Here is a 17,602-nt window from a genome sequence, read left to right on the forward strand (position 1 = left end):
CCGCAGAGATTAAAAGATTATTCGAGTTTGGATGAGGAGCGCTTCACGGGCTGGCCATTAATAAAGGCTACTGCCTGAGAAAGCATGAAGTCATCTGCACTGCCTAGCTCAGGCGGTTTCTTATTCTTATCTTTCTCTTTTTCTTCAGGAGTCTTCTTGGCATTTTTCTCTTCAATGCGCTGCAACTCTTCGAGGCGACGTTGTTCGCGATCTTTAATGAGATTATCTTCAGCAGACTGCTTATTGCGTAAGTGTTTCTCGCTATCGATCTCGCGAGTGATTAAGACATCATCTGGATCACCATCTTTGTTTTGATCTACTGGGATATCTGGTTTCACACCAAAAGCCTGAATCGACTTGCCGCTTGGGGTGTAGTAATAAGCGGTAGTAATCTTCAGTGCTGAATCATTGGTCAGGGGGCGAACGGTTTGGACAGAGCCCTTACCAAAGGTCGTTTTTCCAATAATGGTTGCGCGTTTATAGTCCTGGAGTGCGCCAGCCACAATCTCAGAGGCTGAGGCGGAATAAGCGTTTACCAAGACCACCATGGGTAATTTCTTAAATATCGCTGGAACACCCGCCAAAGGGTCGCCAGACTCATTTAGGCGATACATCGCTGGCGTTGCATTAAATACCTGTTTTGAATCTGGGGACTGGCCTTTAGTGGAGACAATAACTGCGTCAGCAGGCAAGAACGCTGCAGCCACACCCACGGCTCCTTGCAATAGACCGCCGCCATTGTTGCGCAGATCAAGAATGATGCCTTTGAGTTTTGGATCTTGATTGGCAATATCGGTTAATTTCTTAGCAAGATCAGGAACGGTGCGCTCCTGAAAGCTGGTGATGCGTACCCAAGCAATATCGTTATCCAGAATTTTTGTTTTGACTGATTGAACTTTAATCTCTGCGCGAGTGATTGTGACCGGAAAGCTACGCTCTTCACTCTTACGAAATACCGTCAAAGTAATTTTGGTTCCAGGTTCGCCGCGCATAGTGCGTACCGCTTTGTCTAGAGACATACCGCGTACAGGTTTGTCATCAAGGCGTGTAATGAGGTCTCCGGCTTGAAGACCTGCGCGAGCAGCAGGACTATCTTCAATTGGATTGAGTACTTTCACTACACCATCTTCTGAAGTGATTTCAATACCAAGTCCAGCAAACTTTCCAGAGGTCATCTCTTGCATTTCTGCAAAATCTTTTTTATCTAAGAAAGTGGAATGAGGATCAAGACTACTGACCATTCCTTTAACAGCATCCGTTAATAGTTGCTTGTCTTCAATAGGCTCAACGTATTCGCGCTTAATTTGGGCAAAGACATTGGAGAGCGTGCGAAGCTCATCCAGCGGTAGCTGAGGGCTTTGCTGGGCGGTCGCGGAGAGCTGTATCGTGGCTGCTACGCCGGCGATAAGGCCAACGGCTATCAGGGCGAAATTCTTTAGAAATTGGCGCATATCTCTTTTGCTTTAATCCAAATAAAAGTGTTGAATGGGTTTGAGGTTGTCGTCTAACTCATAAACAAGTGGCACACCATTAGGTACATTCACTTCCATGATGGCTTCATCAGACATTTGATCTAAATACTTAATGAGTGAGCGAATGCTGTTGCCGTGTGCTACTAGTAAAACGCGTTTGCCAGCTTTGAGTGCGGGTGCAATAGATTCATTCCACAAGGGTAATACTCGATCAACGTTATCTTTCAGGCATTCACCCAGGGGAATATCGGAAGGATTGAGCTTTGAGTAACGGAGGTCATTTTTTGGGTGACGCTCATCATCATGCTCAAGTAGCGGCGGACGTACATCATAGGAGCGACGCCAAATATGAACTTGTTCATCGCCATATTTAGCTGCGGTTTCAGCTTTATTCAATCCGGTGAGTGCGCCATAGTGACGTTCATTTAAGCGCCAGCTATGAACAACAGGGAGCCACATTAAATCCATGGCATCTTGAACGTGCCAAAGAGTGCGAATGGCACGCCTTAAAACGGAGGTATAGGCGATATCAAATTCATAACCTGCTTTTTTGAGGCTTGCGCCTGCTGCGATGGCCTGTTCTGCGCCCTTAGGGGTTAAGTCGACGTCCGCCCAGCCAGTGAAGCGGTTTTCAAGGTTCCAGGCGGATTCGCCATGACGAATAAGGACAAGTTGTTTCATAGAGCCATTCTATAATCTGGTGATGAACTTTCTTACGCAAATTGATAATTTAGCGCTTATTGCCCTGCTTTTGGTTTCAGGCATAGCGCTTTTCCTACCCTCATTATCTACGCTTATTGGCGGAAAAGGCTTAACGCCTACTGAAGCGACGATTTGGATTAATCGTCGCAAAGCCTATGTCTTGGACCTGCGCTCGGAGGAGGCTTTCAAATCAGGGCATTTACCTGGCGCCAAATTCGCCAATGCTGCTGGCTTAACTGCAGCCATTGAAAAGCTCAAGTTAGACCGCAAGCACCCAGTGGTCTTGGTTTGTGAAACGGGCTCCCAGTCACGCAAACTCGTAGCCGAAGCTCAAAAACTAGGCTTTGCCGAAGTAGGCGCTTTAGATGGCGGCGTGCAGGCTTGGAAAGCAGCAGCCCTACCTTTAGTGAAGTAAGGAGAAATCGATGCCTCCAGTAACAATGTATAGCACCCAAGTTTGCCCTTACTGCGTCATGGCGGAAAAGTTGCTGACTAAAAAAGGCGTTGCTAATCTCGAAAAGATTTTGATTGATCGTGATCCGGCCCAGCGCGAAATAATGATGACACGCACTGGCCGCCGCACTGTTCCACAAATCTATATAGGTGACACGCATGTTGGTGGTTATGACGACTTAGTGGCATTAGATCGGGCTGGAAAGCTTGATCCCTTATTAGCTTAATAGATTAAACATACAAAGAAAGTTAGCAATGACTGAAAAATCCCCAGCACCCCAGGCAAGTGCCGAGCAAGCTAAAGAACCTGGATTTCGTATTCAGCGAATTTACTTAAAAGATGTATCTCTTGAGCAACCAAATGCTCCGCAGATTTTGTTGGTTGCATCTGAGCCACAAGTGCATGTTGAGATTGATATCTCCGTTGCACCCTTAAGTGAAGGTATCTTTGAGGTGGCTCTAAGCTCCACCGTGACTGCTAAAGTCGATACCAAAGTACTATTCTTGGTAGAAGCAAAACAAGCTGGCATCTTTGAATTTAGTAATATTCCGGTTGAGCAAATTGATCCCATGCTTGGCATTGCTTGCCCAACGATTTTGTATCCGTATTTGCGTTCAAATATCGCCGACATTATTAGTCGCGCAGGCTTCCAGCCAATTCATTTGAATGAGATTAATTTCCACGGCATGTATGAACATCGTTTGATGCAAGCTCAACAAGAAGCTGCCGCTAAGGATGGCGCTGCCGCTGAGAGCAAGCCTCACTAAGCTCAACGAGCGAGCCCACAGATCATGAAAGTGACACTGCTCGGTGCTGGCGCCTGGGGAACAGCGATGGCTGCGCAAGCAGCTCGCTTTCTCCAAGAGGGTGATGTTGTTTTATGGTCTCGTAGCAAACAACAGTTAAAAGGAATTGAAGAGAGCGCTGAAAATCGCGCTTATCTTTCAGGGATTCAGTTGCCTAGAGGCCTCAAGTTTGAGGGCGACTTCTCTACTGCTATCAAAAGACTTTCTAGTGATGATTTATTAGTCATTGCTACACCGATGTCGGGGCTTTCAGAAACAATCGCCCAAGCTTTAAAGATTGCTGAGCACCCACTCAATATTATTTGGCTCTGCAAAGGTCTTGAGCCGAATACTGCCTTATTGCCCCACCAGGTTGTAGAGCGTGAGAGCAAGATGCATTCTCATGGAATAACGCATTCATATGGCGCCTTATCTGGCCCAAGCTTTGCGCGTGAGGTTGGTGAAGGTATGCCTTGCGCTTTAACAGTTGCTAGCAAATCTCCCAAGTTATGTGAAGCAGTGCAGACCGCTTTCCATCACGGCAATATGCGCGTGTATTCAAGCGATGATTTAATTGGTGTGGAATTGGGCGGGGCAATTAAGAATGTCTTGGCGATTGCTGCAGGTATTGGTGATGGCTTGGATTTGGGTTTGAACGCTCGCGCTGCTGTTCTCACGCGCGGTTTAGCAGAGATGATGCGCATTGTGAAAGCCGCAGGCGGTAAATCCGAAACTTGTATGGGTCTAACTGGGGTTGGGGACTTGATCTTGACTGCCACTGGAGATCTATCGCGTAATCGGCGCGTTGGTCTTGGGCTTGCTGCTGGTAAGTCGCTGCCTGAGGTTCTTGCCAGTCTTGGTCACGTTGCTGAGGGTGTGCTTTGTGCGGAGGCGGTTGGCGACTTGGCAAAACGCCTAGGGGTTGATATGCCGATTACTACGATGATGAGTGAAGTGCTCTCTGGAAAATTGAAGCCACATGATGCTGTTAAAAAGCTCATGGGGCGTGATCCTAAAATAGAATCGTAATTACAGCATCTGGGTCAATTTGTTATTGACCGCCAGCAAGGCCATTCTGCCGCCATGCTTCATAGACGACGATTGCTACAGTATTTGATAAGTTCAGACTACGACTGCTATCTTGCATCGCCAGACGCATGCGATTCTCATTCGGAATGGAGTCTCTGACTTCATCGGTAATTCCTTTAGTTTCAGAGCCAAATACAAAGTAATCATTGGGCGCATATTTGCCTTCATGAAACTTTCCCGAGCCCTTGGTGGTCATTGCAAAGAGATGACGAGGATCGGGTTGTTCATCCTTTAAAAACTGTGCCCAATTTTTGTGGACTTTGACTCGCGCAAACTCGTGATAGTCCAAGCCTGCTCTACGCAACTTAGCATCTTCCATCGGAAACCCAAGCGGCTCAATTAAATGTAGCTTTGCTCCGGTATTGGCGCACAAACGAATAATGTTGCCTGTGTTGGGCGGGATTTCTGGTTCAAATAAAACGATATTAAACATGTAACACTCTTTAAATTGGTCGCGCAGCTCGAAGTACTACCCAATTAATTACGCGAGATACACCATTGTCCTTCAGAACGCGCGCAATTTCATTAAGAGTTGCACCGCTTGTCATCACATCATCAAACACAATCACAGTCTTATTTGCGAGCTGCTGAATATAACGCTCTTCAACGTAAAACATTCCCTGAATGGCTAGGTGGCGATTGCTTAGGGTGCTTCCGGCCTGGTGCTCTGCATAATGATGGCGCTGCAGCACGTAAGGTATTTTTTGAATATGCCCTCCACACCGAATCTGTTTAGCTATTTCCCAGCTTTGATTGAAGCCACGCTGTGCTAACTTCTCAATACTGAGCGGCACTGGCAGTAAATAATCAGCAGAAATATCTTCAAGCTCCTTACTAAGAAGTAAGTTCCATGTTCTGCCAAGGGCATTAGCAAATGCAATGCGTTTTTGATACTTCAATTCATGCAGTGGAGTTTGTAGCAATCCATCATAGCGATCCAAGCAATGGGTTGCATCAAAGTATGGTCGAGAGATTTGGCATTGCACACAACGTTGCTCTGCAATTTCTGGTGCCTGAAGTGCTATGCCACATTGATAGCAGCATTGGTAGTTCATTAAGCCATCATCTCGCAATTGATTGAGACAGCGATCGCATAGGGATGATTTTTGAAACTCCTGACAAGCAATGCAGGCTGTTGGCAAAAGCTGCTCACAAATAGTTTGAAAAATGTTCTCTGGAAATCGCATGGGGCGCTGAGTATACTGAGCCAATGACCCAGCCCCTTAGATGGTTACAAGACGAAATTGCAGATCGCATGCTGCAGAAATTAGACATCGTTAAGCTTGATGTAAAAGACATCTTAGTGGTGCCCGATTTTGCTGGTAAGCATTTAGATACGCTCGCTCAGCGCTATCCAAGGGCGCGCATTTTTAGCATCACCGAAAAAGGTGTTTCAGGATTTCAAATGTGGCGCACTAAAGCGCTGAGTAATTGGCGATCCTTATTCGCCAGTAATACAAGCCCCTTGGCAAGTTACCTCTCGTCTGGAAGATTTGATATTCCCGACAATTCTGTTGATTTAGTGTTTAGTGATCTTTTGCTGCATGATTTGCCTGATCCAAAACATTTCTTGCAGGAGTGTTGGCGCGTGCTACGCGAGGGCGGCTTAATCACCTTTAGTTATTTGGGGCCGGACACTGGCAAAGAGTTGCGCTCCTTGGATCTTTCAGGGTTGAAGCTCAGGAATTTATTAAGCCCTTGGGATATGCACGATATGGGAGATGCTTTGCTTGGGGAGCGGTTTTCTGATCCTGTAATGGACATGGAGTACCTCACTTTGGACTATGAGAAGCCAGCCTTATTGCTAGCAGACATTATTGCGCTGAAATTGATACATTCCACCCCTCCTCAAGTCACTGAAAAAGAGGTTTTGCTGCAAAAAATTACCTTAGAGGTGGTTTATGGGCACGCATGGGCACTCGGAAAGCGCCTTGCAAAGGCAAAGGACAACGTTGCTTACATTGATCCAAATCAAATTGGGCGCAAGACTAGGCCAGATTCTGCCTAAGTGTAAGTACTTACTATCATTTAAACCTCGACCAAGATTGGTTCAAGCTGGGTTAACCCTGTTTGTTGTTGCGCCTAATTAACCCTATAATCACGGCTGTAAGTATTAGCTTGAGACCGTTTTTTGGGCATTTTGTGGCATTTTTGCTGCTTTGCTCACGACAATAAACAGAGAATAAGATGAATTTATTTGGAAAAGTCACTAGGGCTTCGCTCTATTTCGCAGTAGCTTTTGGTACTGCATTTGCTCATGCAGCAGAGAATATGCCTGGTGGCCCAGCTGTTAATCAGCTGAATTTTACGCCTCCTGCAACGAAAATCATGCAAGAGATTCATTGGTTGCATTGGATGATGTTGGTCATTTGCGCAGTGATTTTTGTTGGTGTTTTCGGAGTGATGTTCTATTCCATCTTGAAGCATCGCAAATCATTGGGTCACAAATCAGCTTCTTTTCACGAGAGCACAACTGTTGAAATCATTTGGACAGTGATTCCGCTGTTAATCGTGATCGGCATGGCATTACCAGCAACAAAAACTGTTGTGGCGATGAAAGACACCACTAACTCTGACATCACTATTAAGACCACTGGTTATCAGTGGAAGTGGGGTTACGACTACATCAAGGGCGAAGGCGAAGGCATTAGCTTCTTGTCTACCTTGTCAACATCACGTGAAGCAATTAACAACTTGGCACCCAAATCAAATACCTATTTGATGGAAGTAGACAATGAAATGGTTGTGCCAGTAGGTAAAAAAATTCGTTTGATCACTACTGCTAATGACGTGATTCACGCTTGGACTATTCCAGCGTTTGGCGTTAAGCAAGATGCGATCCCAGGCTTCGTACGTGACACTTGGTTCAGAGCCGACAAGATTGGCACATTCCGCGGTCAGTGCTCTGAGCTTTGTGGTGCAGAGCACGCTTTCATGCCTATCGTTGTCAAAGTAGTTTCACCAGAGGACTACACCGCTTGGGTTGCTGAGAAGAAAAAAGCAATGGGCGCAGGCGGCGATGATCCATCGAAGGTTTATACCTTGGATGAACAGAAAGAGCGCGGCGCAAAAGTTTATGCAGCGAACTGTGCAGCTTGCCACCAGCCAAATGGCAAAGGTGCTGGCGCGTTCCCCGCATTGGATGGCAGCAAAGTGGTTAATGGACCTAAAGCAGGCCAATTTAATATTTTGCTGAACGGTAAAAATGCAATGCCGAAGTGGGGCGGTGTCCTTTCCGACGGAGATATCGCAGCCGTTATTACCTACACCCGTAATTCATGGGGTAATAAAACGGGCGAAGTGATTCAGACCCAAGAAATTATTACCGCACGCGGCCAGTAAATCAGATTAACTAATACAGATAAAACGAAACCGGAGTAATCCATGAGCACAGTCTCTACTACCCACGACCACGCACACGATCACGCGCATGATGATCACACGCCACACGGATGGCGTCGTTGGTTATTTGCAACCAACCACAAAGACATCGGTACGATGTATTTGATCTTCTCGTTTGTTAGCTTGTTAGCTGGCGGCACTATGGCGTTGGGAATTCGTCTGGAATTGTTCCAGCCTGGTTTGCAATTCTTCCGCCCCGAGTTCTTTAATCAGCTAACAACCATGCATGGCTTGGTAATGGTGTTCGGTGCGATCATGCCGGCATTCGTTGGCTTCGCGAACTGGATGGTGCCCTTGCAAATTGGCGCATCCGATATGGCGTTTGCTCGTATGAATAACTTTAGCTTCTGGATTCTTCCGGTTGCTGCAACATTGTTGTTCAGTTCATTCCTAGTTCCTGGCGGTGCTCCATCTGGTGGTTGGACTATCTACGCTCCATTGACCTCACAAATGGGTCCTGGCATGGACATGGCTATTTTTGCTCTGCATTTATTGGGCGCCTCATCCATCATGGGTTCGATCAACATCATCGTGACCATCTTGAATATGCGCGCTCCTGGCATGACTTTGATGAAGATGCCAATGTTCTGCTGGACTTGGTTAATTACTGCTTACTTGTTAATTGCTGTGATGCCTGTATTGGCTGGCGCAATCACCATGGTTCTAACTGACCGTCATTTCGGTACCTCATTCTTCTCCGCAGTTGGCGGTGGTGACCCAATCATGTTCCAGCATATTTTCTGGTTCTTTGGTCACCCAGAGGTTTACATTATGATTCTTCCAGCATTCGGAATCGTCAGTGAAATTATTCCAACATTCTCCAGAAAAACATTGTTTGGCTACAGCTCAATGGTTTATGCAACCGCATCTATTGCGATCTTGTCATTCATCGTTTGGGCTCACCACATGTTTGCAACTGGTATGCCTGTAACTGGTCAGTTGTTCTTCATGTACGCAACAATGTTGATCGCTGTTCCAACTGGCGTGAAGATTTTTAACTGGGTTGCAACCATGTGGAAAGGTTCGATGACCTTTGAAACGCCAATGTTGTGGGCTATTGGCTTCATCTTCGTATTTACGATGGGTGGCTTTACTGGCTTGATCTTGGCGATGGCACCAATTGATATTGGCGTGCAAGATACTTACTACGTTGTGGCCCACTTCCACTATGTATTGGTAGCGGGCTCATTGTTTGCAATGTTCGCTGGCTTCTACTACTGGTGCCCTAAGTGGACTGGCTTTATGGCCAATGAAACTCGCGGCAAGATCCATTTTTGGACTTCCATGATTTTCTTTAACATCACATTCTTCCCAATGCACTTCTTGGGCTTAGCAGGCATGCCACGTCGTTATGCCGACTACCCTACTCAGTTTGCAGATTTCAATATGGTTGCTTCAATCGGCGCATTGGGCTTTGGCTTATCGCAGGTCTATTTCTTGTTCTTCGTTGTGCTTCCTGCATACCGTGGTCAAGGTGAAAAAGCGCCAATGAAGCCATGGGATGGAGCTAAAGGTTTGGAGTGGACTATTCCTTCTCCAGCACCACACCACACTTTTGAAACTCCGCCTAGTGCTGAGCAAATGCATGAAGCAGGAATTTAATTCTTCAGAGAAACAAGCCCTTGCTGCGAATAATCGTAGGATGGGCTTCATTCTTTTGAGTGTTGTATTGGTATTTTTTATTGGTATTGTGATTAAACGGAGTATGTTGGGTTAATCCCGCAATGACGATGGTTTCAACTCAATCACTGAATCGCCAGATTTTATTAAAGCTCTTAATTGCAGCGGTAATGATGTTTGGATTTGGTTATGCACTAGTCCCAATGTATAAAGCCTTGTGTGAAGCTACTGGGATTAATGTTGTAACGAGCAAAAATGACTATGGCGTTAGAGCTTTCAGCCCAAATAGGGTTGGCAATACCCAAGTTAACTATGCACGTACGGTGACGATTGAGTTTGACTCTAATAGCCGAGGCCCGTTTACTTTTAAGCCGGTAAAGAATTTTTTAGAAGTGCATCCTGGTGAAATGACCGAGATTGTTTATGAGGTCACTAATAATCAGAATCGCCAAGTACGAGCACAGGCAATACCAAGTTATGCGCCTAAAAGCGCAACAGAATTTTTTACAAAGTTAGAGTGTTTTTGTTTTCAGGAGCAGACACTAGCGGCAAATGAAACAAAGAAGATGCCAGTAGTTTTTGTGATCGATGCGGGTTTACCGGACGATGTGAAAACCATTACTTTGTCGTACACCTTCTTTGAGCTGGGCATGGGTGGCACACCACCTGCGCCAAAGTCAAAGGTGGTGTCATGAAGAAAAAAAGTAGTTTTATGCAGTCTATGAAAGCCGTGATGTGGGGTTTCTTGGGGGTGCGTAAACAATCAGGTTTGCAGGAAGATGTCGCTTCACTTAGTTTTGTTCACATTATCATTGCAGGTGTTGTTGGCGCCTTGATTTTTATGGGCGTTCTCCTGTTGATAGTGAAAGCAGTTGTTTCCCATTGATTATTTTTTGATTGAATAGAGAGAATAAGATGTCATCCAATTCAACCCCATACTATTTCGTCCCTGGACTATCTAGGCATCCTGCCATGGCCGCCGCCGGCTTAATTGCATTTGGCGCTGGTATGTCTGGCTGGGTAAATCACACTTCTTGGGGCGGTGCCCTAAGTTTAGTTGGTGTGGCATGGGTTCTATTTGTGCTCTATCACTGGTTCGGCGATACGATTGCTGAATCCAATGCTGGCAAGAATGGTATCAACGTTGATATTTCTTATCGCTGGTCAATGGCTTGGTTCATCTTCTCTGAAATCATGTTCTTCGGCGCATTCTTTGCGGCCCTCTTTTACGCACGCAATATTGCAATGCCTTGGATGGGTGACGTTACGAGCAAATTACTTTGGCCTAATTTCCAGGCTGTCTGGCCAAATGATGGCCCTGCTGGATTGGTTGAGAAGTTCACCACTATGGGCCCATGGCCGATTCCAACCATCAACACATTATTGTTATTGAGCTCTGGCGTGACGATTACTATTGCTCACCATGCATTGGTAGCGAACCACATGAAGAAGGCCATTATCGGCTTGGCTGCAACTGTTGGCCTAGGCTTCATCTTCTTGTGCTTCCAGGCTTTTGAGTATTACCACGCTTACCATGAGCTCAATTTGAAGCTCACATCAGGTATCTACGGTTCTACATTCTTTATGTTGACTGGATTCCATGGTTTCCACGTATTCCTTGGGGGCACTATGCTGGCCATCGTATTGCGCCGTATGATTCGTGGCGACTTTACTGCTAAACACCACTTTGCTTTTGAAGGCGCTGCTTGGTACTGGCACTTCGTTGACGTAGTCTGGCTTGGCTTGTACATCGCTGTTTACTGGATGTAAGTTGAATAAAAAATCGGGGCTTTAAAGCCCCGATTTGTTTTAGTACTCTTGTCTTGTGCAGTAACGGTTAGTTTGTTCCCGCCCTGATACCAGTAGCCTCAATGAGGCCAAAGTAGTGGGCTAGCAGAATTCCTAAAAATAGCGCGACGGACAAGCCAATGCGTAGCATCAGTGAATGAACCATGCGGGAGCTATTTCCCCTATCTTTCATCATGTAATACAAAGCCGATCCTAAGCTAAAAACAATCATTAGTAGGACAATAGGAATAATCCACTTCATCTCAAATCCCTCAATTGAATAAGCTGTTTTTTGCCCTCGTTGCCAAGCGCATAGTCGCTACTTTATCAGCCTTGCTGGTGATTGCGATCGGCTGTGGTGCTGGGGTCTGGCAACTGAGTAGGGCTAATACCAAAATTGCCTTGGCAGCGAATTTACAGGCTCGCCAACAAATGCCCATATTAAGTGCCAATGCAACACCATGGACCTTGGAAGAGGCTAGTGAGCGCCGTATGATTGCTCGGGGGCGATATATTCCCGAGGCAGCAGTTTGGCTGGATAACAGGCCAAGACCTATTCCTCCTGCTGGTAGCGCCACTGCACAGTCCGGCTTTTACCTGATGATGCCTTTGAGGCTGGAAGGGAAAGATGAGGTTCTTTGGGTGAATCGGGGTTGGGCGCCGCGCAACAATGAAAATCGCGAAACCCTCCCACCCGTGCAAACCCCAAATACAGTAGTCAATATTGAAGGCGTTGTATTTGCTCATCCCGGGAAAGTCTATGAGCTTGGGAGCGGCAAGATTTCTGCCGATGTAAACAAACCAAGAATTGAACAAAATTTTGATTTAACAGCTGAAGGCAAGTTACATGGTTGGAGTCAAGCGCCCTTTATCTTGCGTGAGATTGAGGTTGGCATAGAGGATGGCTTAATCCGCGATTGGGCGCCTCTGACAAGTGGGGTCGATCGCCATTATGCTTATGCATTCCAGTGGTTTGCTTTGGCTTTTGCTGGATTTTTATTTTGGTTGCTAAGTGGCCTGCGGCAATATAAACGACAGGGATTAGTGAATGGGGATCAAGAGTGAGTGATAAAGAGTTATTAATTCCGGCTTCACAGGTGGATGCATCTGCGATTAATGCGCGTACGCGTCGTGGCCGTATTCAGATGTTGTTGTTATTGCTTGCCTGTGCCTCACCAGTTCTCGCCTCTTACTTTGCTTATTACGTGATTAAACCTGAAGGTGGAAAAACCAATTTCGGAACACTCGTATATCCAGCGCAAGAGTTCAATACGGCGTGGCTTGATGCCCCCCTCCAGGGTAAATGGACTCTCTTAGTTGCTCGTCCAGCTGGTGAATGCCACATCAAAGATGAGAAATGTATTGAAGCTTTATTTCTCATGCGCCAAACCAAAGTTGCCATGGGTAGAGAAAGCGAACGCTTGCAGTTGATCTGGGTGAATACAGATGGCAAGCCTGTTGACCCTGAAGTCCTCAAGATTTATGACGAAAAGACGGCGGGGCTTAAGGTGCTTACATTGCCCTCCGACCCAAAGCAAAGGGCTGACTTTGAGACTTGGTTAAATAAAGAAGGTGTAGGACAGGAAATTCAGTTGATTGATCCAAGTCCTGCCAAGATGATGTATTTCCCAGTGACAAATTCTCCTAAAGAATTTTCTAGCATGAAGAAGGACTTGGAAAAGCTTCTGAAGTTAAATCACAAGGGCGAGAATTTGTAATGCCCAGTTTCATTTTATTTCTGGAGTTGGCAGCCATCGCTATTATTTTTGCTGGCCTACCGCTCTTCTTCATTTGGAAAAAACCTGGCTATAGCTTGTTGCAAAAACTCAATTGGGTCTTGGTCTTCATGACCTTTGATCTAATTGTATTTGGCGCATTTACACGCCTCACTGACTCTGGGCTGGGCTGCCCTGATTGGCCTGGATGCTACGGTACTTCCAATCCTTTTCATGCGCTAACGGATATACAGCAAGCTGAGAGCGCTTGGCCTACCGGGCCAGTCACAACTATTAAAGCCTGGATTGAGATGATTCATCGCTACTTAGCCATGACAGTAGGTACATTGATTTTGGTACAAGTGACTATTGCATTTTCTAAGCTGAAGTCCTTGGGAAAAAATCCTTTGCTCGGCAGCTTGGGCTTGCTCTTATTGGTCTGCATTCAAGGCGCCTTTGGTGCTTGGACTGTCACCCTGAAGTTGCAGCCAATCATTGTTACAACACACCTGATGTTGGCCTTAGTCTTGTTGGCTTGCTTAACGGCGTATGCGCAGCAGTCATGGGAGGACAGGTCCTCTACAATTCGCACCATTCGGGTCCGGCCGCTTTCTGCGCAACTCCTCACCCTTTCCTTTATTGTTTTATTCACCCAGGTTTTCCTAGGTGCATGGGTGAGTACTAATTACGCAGTACTAGCCTGTCCTGATTTCCCAACCTGTTTGGGAAGTGCTTGGCCTGAGACGAATTGGAGTGAGGGCTTTACTCTCTGGCGTCAATTGGGGCTCAATGCTCAGGGAGAATTTATCTCTCCAGAGGCCTTGCAAACAATCCACTGGGCACATCGCCTCTTTGCCATGCTGGTATTGGTTGTACTTGGGACCCTGGGCTGGAGTGCTCTTGCGCTGGCAACCCCAGTGCTATCAGGCCTTAGTCAAGTGGCCAAGCTATTGCTAGGAGTGCTTTTATTACAAGCCATCACTGGTATTTCTAATGTGGTGTTTCAGTGGCCGTTATTGGCGGCTTTATTACACACTGCCGGCTCTGCGGCTTTGGTATTCTGTTTGGTCAGAATGAGTTATTGGGCTTCTTGGAAGCCTTTCATTCAAAAGAAGATGGCGTAAATATGAGTGACTCTAAAACAAGCGCACCAGTGGCTATGCCACGTTGGCGTCAATATTGGGTTTTAACTAAACCCAGAGTGACTCAGCTCGCTGTTTTTTGTGCAGTGATTGGTATGTTCTTAGCGACGCCTGGCATGGTTCCGTATCCAGTGCTATTTGGTGGCGTTGTTGGTATCTGGCTTTTGGCTGGCGCTGCATTTGCAGTGAACTGTTTGATTGAGCAAGCTGTTGATGCCAAGATGAAGCGCACTGCTTGGCGTCCATCAGCCACCGGCGAAGTCACACCTTTTCACATTATTATTTTCTCAATTGTTCTGGGTTCACTCGGAATGATTATTTTGTGGAATTTTTGTAACCCATTAACAATGTGGTTAACACTTGCTACCTTTGTTGGTTATGCAGTGATTTACACCTGGTTACTAAAACCTGCCACGCCACAGAATATTGTGATTGGCGGTTTATCCGGTGCGATGCCACCAGCCTTGGGCTGGGCTGCAGTGACTAACACCCTTTCTGCGGAAGCCTGGCTTTTGGTTCTGATTATTTTTGTGTGGACCCCCCCACATTTCTGGGCACTCGCTTTGTATCGTCGCGATGACTATGTTCAATCGGGCTTACCAATGTTGCCAGTGACTCATGGAGAGCGTTTCACACTTCTGAATATCGTTCTTTATACCCTCATATTGATTGCAGCTACGATGCTGCCTTATATCTATGGCATGAGCGGTATGGTGTATTTGGTTTCGGCAATCGTCCTAGGTTTAATGTTCCTGGCCTATGTTATTGCCTTGTTTATTTCCTACAGTGATGCTTTAGCCAAAAAGACCTTCCGCTTTTCTATTACCTATCTTTCGCTACTCTTTGCAGCGCTTTTGATAGACCATTATTTCCTCTGAGAGTCATATGAATTTTTTGCGCATTTGCTTTTTAGCAATTCTTTGTTTTGTATTGACTGCTTGCAGCCCAAAGCCAGAGTTTAAAAATATTGATATCACTGGCAGCACCGCTTTCGGAAAAGACTTTAGTTTGGTAGATCCTGATGGCAAGGTGAGAACCTTGGCGGACTTTAAGGGAAAAGTAGTGGTGATGTTTTTTGGGTATACCCAGTGCCCTGATGTTTGCCCGACCACCTTAACTGAAATGCAGCAAGTTATGACGCTCTTGGGGTCTCAGTCCGATAAGGTGCAAGTACTTTTTGTCACTGTAGATCCTGAGCGCGATACTGCAGAGATTCTCAAGCAGTATGTCCCTGCCTTTGATCCTCGTTTCTTGGGTTTGCGTCCCGCAGATGAGGCAGCTTTGGAGAAGGTGACGAAAGACTTCAAGATTTATTACAAGAAGGTTCCAGGATCTAAGCCAGGCTCTTACACCATGGATCACACAGCGGGTAGCTATGCATTTGATCCTGAGGGTCATCTACGTTTGTATATCAAGCACGCTCAAGGTCCAGAGACCTTGGCGCATGACTTGAAAGAATTGCTGAAGTAAGAGAATTAAAGAAGTTTGCTGCCTGCAAACTTCTTGCTTGATTAAGCTGCTTGCAACAGGCCGCGCATCTTTTTGAGAGCGGCCGTTTCAATTTGACGAACACGCTCTGCTGAGATGCCATATTCGCTAGCAAGATCATGTAACGTCTTAGTGCCATTACCTTCGGCATCCATGGCCAACCAACGAGATTGCACAATATTGCGACTACGCTCATCTAAGGCCATCAGTGCTTGGTCTAGCTTCGGGCCTTGCAAGGCATCTGCTTCAGCGCTAGCAATGCGAGCGGTAGGCTCTTGAGAGTTATCCGCCAGCCATTGAATAGGGGCGTAAGCAGATTCATCATCGCTGTCATCGCCTTCTAGAGCGACATCGCCACCAGCAAGGCGCATTTCCATTTCTTTAACATCGGAACCTTTGACATCAAGTGCTTTGGCCAAGGCTTCAACTTCGCTCGGAGTAAGCGCACTTAATGTAGGTTTATTGCTGCGTAAGTTAAAGAATAGTTTGCGTTGTGCTTTAGTAGTTGCAGTTTTTACTAAGCGCCAATTCTTGAGAATGTACTCATGAATCTCTGCTTTGATCCAATGGATTGCATACGACACTAAACGTGCGCCATTGTTTGGGTCGTAACGTTTCACGGCCTTCATCAAGCCAATATTGCCTTCTTGAATTAAGTCAGCATGCGGGATTCCATAGCCAAGATATTGGCGAGCAACAGAAACTACTAGGCGTAAATGAGAGAGCACTAAAGTTTTAGCGGCATCGACATTTTCAGTGCGACGAAATTCCTGCGCAAGATGTAACTCTTCGGCAGCACTAAGCATTGGCACGCGATTAACGTACGAAATGTATGAGTCGAGAGTGCCAACCCCAAGAGTTGGCAGCATCGGAAATGCAGACGCCGACGCAGTCTGCGCGACTGGCAGCGTTTGCAACTTCGGGTTGTCGGATTTCTTTTGAACCATTTTTTCTTATAAATATGATGTATTAGTAGAAGTCTATTTTAGCACTCTTGTCAAGAGAGTGCTAATGGTTTTAATGACCTCTAAGCTATTGAATTAATTGAATAATTCAGATGAATATTGTTCTGCTGTGAAGGGGGCTAAATCTTCAATCCCTTCGCCCTTGCCTAGGGCTAGAACAGCGGGTTTTGGGCCATCTTGTAGGGTGTGGGCTAGGGCGCAGATCACGCCGCCCTTAGCGGTGCCATCAAGCTTGGTAACAATGATTCCAGTGAGGCCAAGGGCGGCATGGAAGGCCTTTACCTGGCTCAAGCCGTTCTGTCCGGTATTGCCATCCAAAACAAGCAGGGTGTGGTGAGGCGCCCCAGGTAGCGCTTTACCAATGACACGTTTGACTTTCTTAAGCTCTTCCATGAGGTTGTCTTGGGTAGCAAGACGCCCTGCAGTGTCAATGATGAGAATATCGTTCTTACGAGAGATGGCAGCATGAATGGCGTCGTGTGCAACGGCTGCTGCATCACCACCTTCTTGAGTAATAACGTCAACCTGGTTGCGTCCACCCCACTCCTGAAGCTGGTTACGTGCCGCAGCTCTAAAGGTATCGCCAGCAGCCAAAAGAACTGACTTACCTTGAGACTGAAAGAGTCGGCAGAGTTTGCCAATAGTCGTAGTCTTGCCGGCTCCATTTACCCCTACAACCAACCACACCTCTGGGGTGTTAGGCTTATCACTTGTAAACAGTGGGTTTGGTAAAGGTTCAATAGCAGTTAATAGAGCGCTGACTTCTTGAATGAGAAGAGCTTGTAACTCCTCTGGACTAGAAGCCTTTTCAGACTTTGCTGCTTTACGTAGTTTGGTGATGAGTTGTTCGGTCGTAGGCAGACCCACATCACTTTGAATGAGTGATTCTTCTAAAGTTTCAAACCAAGATTCATCAATCTTGCTTGATTTAAAAAGGGATCCGAGGGTTTTACGTAAGCCGAACATAATCGATACAATTT

The 17,602-nt window shown here is 46.2% G+C and carries 23 protein-coding genes; 16 read left to right on the top strand and 7 right to left on the bottom strand.

Annotated features, from left to right (window positions below):
* Positions 1-17 precede the first annotated feature (17 nt).
* Together ICN40_RS07550 and gpmA are read right to left on the bottom strand one after the other, a co-directional pair.
* Complete coding sequence (locus ICN40_RS07550; RefSeq protein WP_072582667.1) at positions 18-1,451, bottom strand: S41 family peptidase; 1,434 nt, start codon at positions 1,449-1,451, stop codon at positions 18-20.
* A gap of 12 nt (positions 1,452-1,463) precedes the next feature.
* Positions 1,464-2,153: a 2,3-diphosphoglycerate-dependent phosphoglycerate mutase gene (gene gpmA / locus ICN40_RS07555; protein WP_216243199.1), complete on the bottom strand. Its 690-nt coding sequence runs from the start codon at positions 2,151-2,153 to the stop codon at positions 1,464-1,466.
* A gap of 22 nt (positions 2,154-2,175) precedes the next feature.
* On the opposite strand from gpmA, the gene ICN40_RS07560 reads away from it, so the two are divergent.
* From ICN40_RS07560 to ICN40_RS07575, 4 genes are read left to right on the top strand one after another with little or no spacing between them, the layout of a single operon-like run.
* Positions 2,176-2,589, top strand: a complete 414-nt coding sequence (locus ICN40_RS07560; protein ID WP_216243200.1) for a rhodanese-like domain-containing protein — start codon at positions 2,176-2,178, stop codon at positions 2,587-2,589.
* Positions 2,590-2,599: 10 nt separating this feature from the next.
* Positions 2,600-2,854 (top strand): glutaredoxin 3, encoded by a 255-nt coding sequence (gene grxC / locus ICN40_RS07565; RefSeq protein WP_072582670.1) that lies wholly within the window; start codon positions 2,600-2,602, stop codon positions 2,852-2,854.
* A gap of 28 nt (positions 2,855-2,882) precedes the next feature.
* Positions 2,883-3,395, top strand: coding sequence for a protein-export chaperone SecB (secB, locus tag ICN40_RS07570; RefSeq protein ID WP_072582671.1), 513 nt, complete (start codon positions 2,883-2,885; stop codon positions 3,393-3,395).
* 24 nt (positions 3,396-3,419) lie between these two features.
* Positions 3,420-4,442, top strand: coding sequence for an NAD(P)H-dependent glycerol-3-phosphate dehydrogenase (locus tag ICN40_RS07575; RefSeq protein ID WP_216243202.1), 1,023 nt, complete (start codon positions 3,420-3,422; stop codon positions 4,440-4,442).
* A 22-nt stretch (positions 4,443-4,464) separates the two neighbouring features.
* Here the strand turns inward: ICN40_RS07575 and trmL are convergent, their stop codons facing one another.
* Positions 4,465-4,935, bottom strand: a complete 471-nt coding sequence (trmL, locus tag ICN40_RS07580; protein WP_216243204.1) for a tRNA (uridine(34)/cytosine(34)/5-carboxymethylaminomethyluridine(34)-2'-O)-methyltransferase TrmL — start codon at positions 4,933-4,935, stop codon at positions 4,465-4,467.
* A 10-nt stretch (positions 4,936-4,945) separates the two neighbouring features.
* Positions 4,946-5,689 (bottom strand): ComF family protein, encoded by a 744-nt coding sequence (locus ICN40_RS07585; protein WP_216243206.1) that lies wholly within the window; start codon positions 5,687-5,689, stop codon positions 4,946-4,948.
* A gap of 23 nt (positions 5,690-5,712) precedes the next feature.
* Here ICN40_RS07585 and ICN40_RS07590 point away from each other — a divergent pair, with 23 nt between their 5' ends.
* From ICN40_RS07590 to ICN40_RS07620, 7 genes are all read left to right on the top strand, one after another.
* Positions 5,713-6,510 carry a methyltransferase domain-containing protein gene (locus tag ICN40_RS07590; protein WP_216243207.1) on the top strand — a complete coding sequence of 266 codons (798 nt, stop codon included), beginning with the start codon at positions 5,713-5,715 and terminating at the stop codon, positions 6,508-6,510.
* A 179-nt stretch (positions 6,511-6,689) separates the two neighbouring features.
* The gene (gene coxB / locus ICN40_RS07595; protein WP_216243209.1) at positions 6,690-7,844 is read left to right on the top strand and encodes a cytochrome c oxidase subunit II; all 1,155 of its coding nucleotides are present in this window, start codon (positions 6,690-6,692) and stop codon (positions 7,842-7,844) included.
* A gap of 42 nt (positions 7,845-7,886) precedes the next feature.
* Positions 7,887-9,506, top strand: coding sequence for a cytochrome c oxidase subunit I (gene ctaD / locus ICN40_RS07600; RefSeq protein WP_216243211.1), 1,620 nt, complete (start codon positions 7,887-7,889; stop codon positions 9,504-9,506).
* Positions 9,490-9,621 carry a cytochrome oxidase small assembly protein gene (locus tag ICN40_RS07605; RefSeq protein ID WP_215321090.1) on the top strand — a complete coding sequence of 44 codons (132 nt, stop codon included), beginning with the start codon at positions 9,490-9,492 and terminating at the stop codon, positions 9,619-9,621. Before ctaD ends, ICN40_RS07605 begins: the two co-directional genes overlap by 17 nt.
* Before the next feature lie 13 nt (positions 9,622-9,634).
* Positions 9,635-10,219, top strand: a complete 585-nt coding sequence (locus ICN40_RS07610; protein ID WP_216191285.1) for a cytochrome c oxidase assembly protein — start codon at positions 9,635-9,637, stop codon at positions 10,217-10,219.
* Entirely contained in the window at positions 10,216-10,410 is a 195-nt protein-coding gene (locus tag ICN40_RS07615) for a DUF2970 domain-containing protein (protein WP_072582677.1), read from the top strand. The genes ICN40_RS07610 and ICN40_RS07615 overlap by 4 nt, the downstream gene beginning before the upstream one ends.
* Positions 10,411-10,439: 29 nt before the next feature.
* Complete coding sequence (locus ICN40_RS07620; protein WP_216120179.1) at positions 10,440-11,294, top strand: cytochrome c oxidase subunit 3; 855 nt, start codon at positions 10,440-10,442, stop codon at positions 11,292-11,294.
* A gap of 67 nt (positions 11,295-11,361) precedes the next feature.
* Here ICN40_RS07620 and ICN40_RS07625 read toward each other — a convergent pair whose 3' ends face one another.
* Entirely contained in the window at positions 11,362-11,574 is a 213-nt protein-coding gene (locus tag ICN40_RS07625) for a twin transmembrane helix small protein (RefSeq protein WP_216243212.1), read from the bottom strand.
* Between the two features lie 14 nt (positions 11,575-11,588).
* On the opposite strand from ICN40_RS07625, the gene ICN40_RS07630 reads away from it, so the two are divergent.
* The 5 genes from ICN40_RS07630 to ICN40_RS07650 are packed head-to-tail and all read left to right on the top strand — an operon-like array spanning position 11,589 to position 15,639.
* On the top strand, positions 11,589-12,377 hold the full coding sequence (locus tag ICN40_RS07630; RefSeq protein WP_255561286.1) for an SURF1 family protein: 789 nt from the start codon (positions 11,589-11,591) through the stop codon (positions 12,375-12,377).
* The gene (locus ICN40_RS07635) at positions 12,374-13,030 is read left to right on the top strand and encodes a hypothetical protein (RefSeq protein WP_072582680.1); all 657 of its coding nucleotides are present in this window, start codon (positions 12,374-12,376) and stop codon (positions 13,028-13,030) included. The genes ICN40_RS07630 and ICN40_RS07635 overlap by 4 nt, the downstream gene beginning before the upstream one ends.
* Positions 13,030-14,151 carry a heme A synthase gene (locus tag ICN40_RS07640; RefSeq protein ID WP_216243214.1) on the top strand — a complete coding sequence of 374 codons (1,122 nt, stop codon included), beginning with the start codon at positions 13,030-13,032 and terminating at the stop codon, positions 14,149-14,151. Before ICN40_RS07635 ends, ICN40_RS07640 begins: the two co-directional genes overlap by 1 nt.
* Positions 14,152-14,153: 2 nt before the next feature.
* Entirely contained in the window at positions 14,154-15,047 is an 894-nt protein-coding gene (gene cyoE / locus ICN40_RS07645; protein WP_072582682.1) for a heme o synthase, read from the top strand.
* A gap of 7 nt (positions 15,048-15,054) precedes the next feature.
* Positions 15,055-15,639: an SCO family protein gene (locus tag ICN40_RS07650; protein WP_072582683.1), complete on the top strand. Its 585-nt coding sequence runs from the start codon at positions 15,055-15,057 to the stop codon at positions 15,637-15,639.
* Between the two features lie 41 nt (positions 15,640-15,680).
* Here the strand turns inward: ICN40_RS07650 and rpoH are convergent, their stop codons facing one another.
* Both rpoH and ftsY read right to left on the bottom strand, forming a co-directional pair.
* Positions 15,681-16,604: an RNA polymerase sigma factor RpoH gene (gene rpoH, locus ICN40_RS07655; RefSeq protein ID WP_216243216.1), complete on the bottom strand. Its 924-nt coding sequence runs from the start codon at positions 16,602-16,604 to the stop codon at positions 15,681-15,683.
* A 93-nt stretch (positions 16,605-16,697) separates the two neighbouring features.
* A complete protein-coding gene (gene ftsY / locus ICN40_RS07660) occupies positions 16,698-17,588 on the bottom strand; it encodes a signal recognition particle-docking protein FtsY (RefSeq protein WP_216155392.1) in 891 nt (296 codons plus the stop codon).
* Positions 17,589-17,602: the final 14 nt, after the last annotated feature.

Source organism: Polynucleobacter sp. Fuers-14 (assembly GCF_018882045.1).
Taxonomy (GTDB): domain Bacteria; phylum Pseudomonadota; class Gammaproteobacteria; order Burkholderiales; family Burkholderiaceae; genus Polynucleobacter.